This window comes from Pedobacter sp. UBA5917 (genome assembly GCF_002432345.1).
Classification (GTDB): Bacteria; Bacteroidota; Bacteroidia; order Sphingobacteriales; family Sphingobacteriaceae; genus Pedobacter.
Window position 1 is genome coordinate 1 of record NZ_DJDT01000329.1, and the last position, 4,798, is coordinate 4,798.

At 41.1% G+C, this 4,798-nt stretch carries 3 protein-coding genes; 2 read left to right on the plus strand and 1 reads right to left on the minus strand.

The window, feature by feature from the left end:
* Nucleotides 1-222 precede the first annotated feature (222 nt).
* Nucleotides 223-879, minus strand: a complete 657-nt coding sequence (locus B2V92_RS22855; protein WP_293312463.1) for a DUF6624 domain-containing protein — start codon at nucleotides 877-879, stop codon at nucleotides 223-225.
* Between the two features lie 421 nt (nucleotides 880-1,300).
* Here B2V92_RS22855 and pruA point away from each other — a divergent pair, with 421 nt between their 5' ends.
* Together pruA and B2V92_RS22865 are read left to right on the plus strand one after the other, a co-directional pair.
* Nucleotides 1,301-2,935, plus strand: a complete 1,635-nt coding sequence (gene pruA, locus B2V92_RS22860) for an L-glutamate gamma-semialdehyde dehydrogenase (RefSeq protein WP_293312465.1) — start codon at nucleotides 1,301-1,303, stop codon at nucleotides 2,933-2,935.
* A 258-nt stretch (nucleotides 2,936-3,193) separates the two neighbouring features.
* Entirely contained in the window at nucleotides 3,194-4,702 is a 1,509-nt protein-coding gene (locus tag B2V92_RS22865; RefSeq protein ID WP_293312467.1) for a sulfatase family protein, read from the plus strand.
* Nucleotides 4,703-4,798 lie beyond the last annotated feature (96 nt).

Below are 4,798 nucleotides of genomic sequence, written 5' to 3' on the forward strand. Positions count from 1 at the left end.
GTTAGGCGTTAGGCGTTAGGCGAAGGTATTGCAACATTTAACTATATACAATAAATCTGCGTCATTTTTCTGCGAAATCTGCGGGAAACAAAAAATGGACTAAAAGACGAAGGGTACATGGCATTCTGTGTAAAGCCGTGTTCTCCGTGGCAAAATTAAGCTATATAATTTCTTAAATCCCATACACATTTCTCTAAAATCAGAAGGAAACCAATAAATAAATCAGTTCTTAGCTTTACTCTTGTTCATCACTTTTTTATGCCATTCTTCAATCGCAGGTAAGTCTTTTTTATATTGCTCAACATCCCAAACAATTCCTAATTCACTTAGATAATCAGCATAAGCGTTCAATCCGATATCGGCCCTTCTCGTATCAACATGATCAGGATCGATCATGGGCATGATGGTATATTTATTGGTCTGCATGTTCCAGGCTACCTGACTTCCATAAATCTGTTTCCTGCCCTGAAACATCGCAATCCTATCTTCGAGCAGTGCCAGGCTGGTGGCTTTTAGTTTTTTATTCTTTGCAGCGATGCGCATAACAGGCAGGTATTTTTCCTGCGTTTTCAAATCTGAATGCTGGATCACCATGAATAAGGCCGAGTTTGCTGCTTCCCCTATTTCATCTGCACTTAACCATCCGTATTGATTGATAACTGCTGATACTGTAATCAGGTTTAAAGAGTCTATTTTATTAATCAACCCAAAATGTTTGCGCAATGTATCTTTTAATTTAATGCTATCACCAACAAAACGGTTCCTGATATCGTTGATCTGGCCTCTGTAAACCTGGTCTAACTTACCAATGCTATCCAGTTTCCTGATCAGCAAATCCCGGTCGTCTATCTGGCAAAAAGACAACTTTGTAAACAACATAGAAACAATGAATAAGTATATAGCTCTCACAGGTAATTGATATAATTGGAATAAAGCTATTAAAATCTGCGTCATTTTCTGCGAAATCTGCGGGAAACAAAAAACGGGCTAAAGGTTAGTAAATATTTCTCCAGACAGATCTCTCCACTACGGTCGAGATGACGAACTGCATGGCTATTCTGTGTAAATCTGTGCTTTCCGTGGCAAAATAAGCTAAAGGATAAGTAATCTGTGGAATCAAACCCCAAATCAACTGCATTTTAACCATAACTTCTTTAAAATTATCCATTCATTTACATCAGACCTCCAACATCCGACCCTGGACTATATAGCACAAACGTTTGCCCTATTTTCTTTACAGAATTATAGAATTGCCTAGCCCAAAAAGCCTTATCTTTGCCCAAATCATAAAAAATAAAATATGCTTAAAGGATTTTTTAACGTACCCACTCCGGTAAACGAACCTATATTAAATTATGGCCCAGGCAGTAAAGAACGTGCACTTTTAAAAGAAGCACTTGCCGAAGCCCGCGCTCAGCAACAGGATATTCCGATGTATATTGGCGGTAAACAAGTTCACACAACCAAAAAAGGTAAAGTTGTTCCTCCACACGATCACCAACATATTTTAGCCCAATTCAGCATTGGCGACAAAACACACATTACTCAAGCCATCGAGGCTGCTTTAGCAGCAAAGCAAGACTGGGAAAACCTGGCCTGGGAACACCGCGCTGCTATTTTCTTAAAAGCTGCAGATCTGATTGCCGGTAAATACCGTTATAAATTAAATGCCGCAACCATGTTGGGCCAAAGTAAAAATGCTTACCAGGCCGAAATTGATGCTGCCTGCGAGCTGATCGATTTCTTACGTTTTAACGTAAGTTACATGGCCGACATTTATAAACAACAGCCTCCTGTTTCTCCGCGTGGAAGCTGGAACCGTGTGGAACAACGCCCTTTAGAGGGTTTTGTGTTCGCCCTAACTCCTTTCAACTTTACTGCAATTGCCGCAAACTTACCCGCGTCGGCAGCCATGATGGGTAACGTAGTGGTATGGAAACCAGCCGATACACAGGTTTATGCAGCTAACCTTTTAATGGAAATTTTTCGCGAAGCTGGTGTACCTGATGGTGTAATCAATTTAGTATATGCCGATGGTCCTGAAACCGGAGACGTTATTTTTAACCACCCTGATTTTGCAGGTATTCACTTTACCGGTTCAACCAAAGTATTCCAGGAAATCTGGAAAACAATCGGAACAAATATCCACAAATACAAATCATATCCACGCATCGTGGGCGAAACCGGCGGTAAAGATTTTATCCTTGTTCACCCATCTGCACAAACCAAAGTGGCCAGCACAGCAATTGTTCGTGGTGCATTCGAATACCAGGGACAGAAATGTTCTGCGGCCAGCCGTGTGTACATTGCAGAAAGCCTTTGGCCAGAAATTAAAGAGCAGATGTTAGCCGATCTTGCTACTTTTAAAATGGGTGGAACTGAAGATTTCGGCAATTTTATCAATGCAGTTATCGACGAGCGTTCGTTCGATAAATTAGCTAAATACATCGATCAGGCTAAAAAAGATAAAGGTGTAGAAATTATTGCCGGTGGTAACTACGATAAATCTAAAGGTTATTTCATCGAACCTACCATTTTAGTGGTTGATGATCCGAAATACACTACCATGAGCGAAGAATTATTCGGTCCGGTGTTAACCGTTTACGTTTATGCAGATAAAGATTTTGATCAGGTTTTAGAATTAATCGATACCACCTCGCCTTATGCTTTAACCGGTGCTTTAATTGCACAAGACAGGTATGCAATTGAAAAGGCAAGTCATGCATTACGTAATTCGGCAGGCAACTTCTACATCAACGATAAATGTACCGGTGCTGTTGTAGGTCAGCAGCCATTTGGTGGTGCAAGAGGTTCGGGTACAAACGATAAAGCCGGATCGATGATCAATTTATTGCGTTGGGTTTCTCCACGTACCATTAAAGAAGTTTTTGAATCGCCAACCGATTACCGTTATCCTTTCTTAGCAGAAGATTAATATTTACCATATCAAAGGCCAGACAATTATTGTTTGGCCTTTTTTAAATAAAAAAAAAGCGATTTTATCGCTTCACCTTACCTAACCACCTTTTTACTATGAGCCCAAATTTTTATATAGTCCTCGTTTGTAACGAGGATTAGAGAGAAAAGCGATTGCATCGCTTAACCATTCATTAACCACATTAAAAATGTGAATCTCACACATCCTCGTTACAAACGAGGACGATTGCGCTTTTTACCACACCTTTTCCTAACCATGAGCCACAAATTTTTACTTCCCTTATTTGTCTTTTTAGCAAGTTTTAACTTTTACGCATCCGCCCAAAAGAAACCCAATGTTATTATCATTTATGCTGATGATTTAGGCTATGGCGACCTAAGCTGTTATGGCGCAAAAAAAATAAAAACCCCAAATATTGATGCTTTGGCAAAGCAGGGATTAAGGTTTACCAATGGCCACGCCACGGCTTCTACCTGCACACCTTCACGTTATTCGTTAATGACGGGCCGTTACGCCTGGCGTAAAAAAGGAACCGGTATTTTGCCTGGCGATGCTGCTTTGATTATTCCAACCGATCATACCGCCCTACCGGCAATCTTTCAACAGGCAGGTTATAAAACCGGTTTGGTGGGCAAATGGCATTTAGGTTTGGGCAATGAAGTAGAAAAAGATTGGAACCAGGAAGTAAAACCGGGACCAAGGGAAACAGGATTCGATTATTCTTTTATTTTTCCGGCAACAGCCGATCGTGTTCCAACTATTTTTATGGAAAATCAATTGGTGGTGGGTTTAGATGCTAACGATCCGATTAAGGTTGACTATAAAAACCCTGTAGGTACCGATCCAACGGGGAAAGAACATCCCGAACTGTTAAAAATGCTGGCAGAAAATAACCATGGCCACAACCAAACCATTGTAAACGGTGTTGGCCGTATTGGCTACATGCAGGGCGGTAAACTCGCCCGTTGGACTGATGAGGAATTACCTTTTACCTTTTTAAGTAAAGCCAAAAACTTTATCGAAGATCATAAGGAACAACCATTTTTTCTGTACTATGCCCTAACCGAGCCACATGTACCACGTTTACCGGCTACCATGTTTAAAGGTAAAAGTGAACTCGGTTATCGTGGCGATGTAATTTTACAACTCGATTGGGCTGTTGGCGAAATCACCAAACAACTGAAATACCTTGGACTGGATAAAAATACGATGATCATTTTCAGTAGCGATAACGGCCCGGTAATTATGGATGGGTACGAAGATCAGGGTTTCGAAAAACTGAACAGCCATACACCTGCCGGGCCATTACGCGGCGGAAAATACAGCATTTTAGAAGGCGGTACCCGCGAACCCTTTATCATTTCGTGGCCGGCAAAGATTAAACCAGGCGTTTCTGACGCTTTGGTATCGCAAATTGATTTTCTGGCATCATTCGCCAACTTTTTTAATATAGAAAGTAAAAATGCCATTGATAGTAAAAACCTTTGGAATGCCTTTATCGGGAAAGATCAGAAAGGTAGAGATTTTTTCATTGAACAGAGCAATCAGTTGGCCATTGTTAAAAACAACTGGAAATACATCAGGCCGGCAAAAGGCGAAGCTTATTATAAACTTACCCATACCGAAAGCGGGAACCTGCCAACTGCCCAATTGTATAATTTAAGTGATGATGTAGGCGAAAAGACTAACCTGGCCCTAAAATATCCCGAAAAAGTAAAAGAACTGGAAGCTTTGTTAAGTGCAGAGGAAGCGAGAACGAAGTAATCTCCAGCCGTGGTACTAAATAAATCCTTCGGCTAGTCCAAAAAAGTCGTCATCTCGACCGAAACGCAGTGAAGCGCCCGCCTGCTTCGGGCAGGG

Coding starts and splice junctions, on each gene's coding strand:
- B2V92_RS22855 (WP_293312463.1), bottom strand. CDS start 879: ATGTTGTTTACAAAGTTGTCTTTTTGCCAGATAGACGACCGGGATTTG.
- pruA (WP_293312465.1), top strand. CDS start 1,301: ATGCTTAAAGGATTTTTTAACGTACCCACTCCGGTAAACGAACCTATA.
- B2V92_RS22865 (WP_293312467.1), top strand. CDS start 3,194: ATGAGCCACAAATTTTTACTTCCCTTATTTGTCTTTTTAGCAAGTTTT.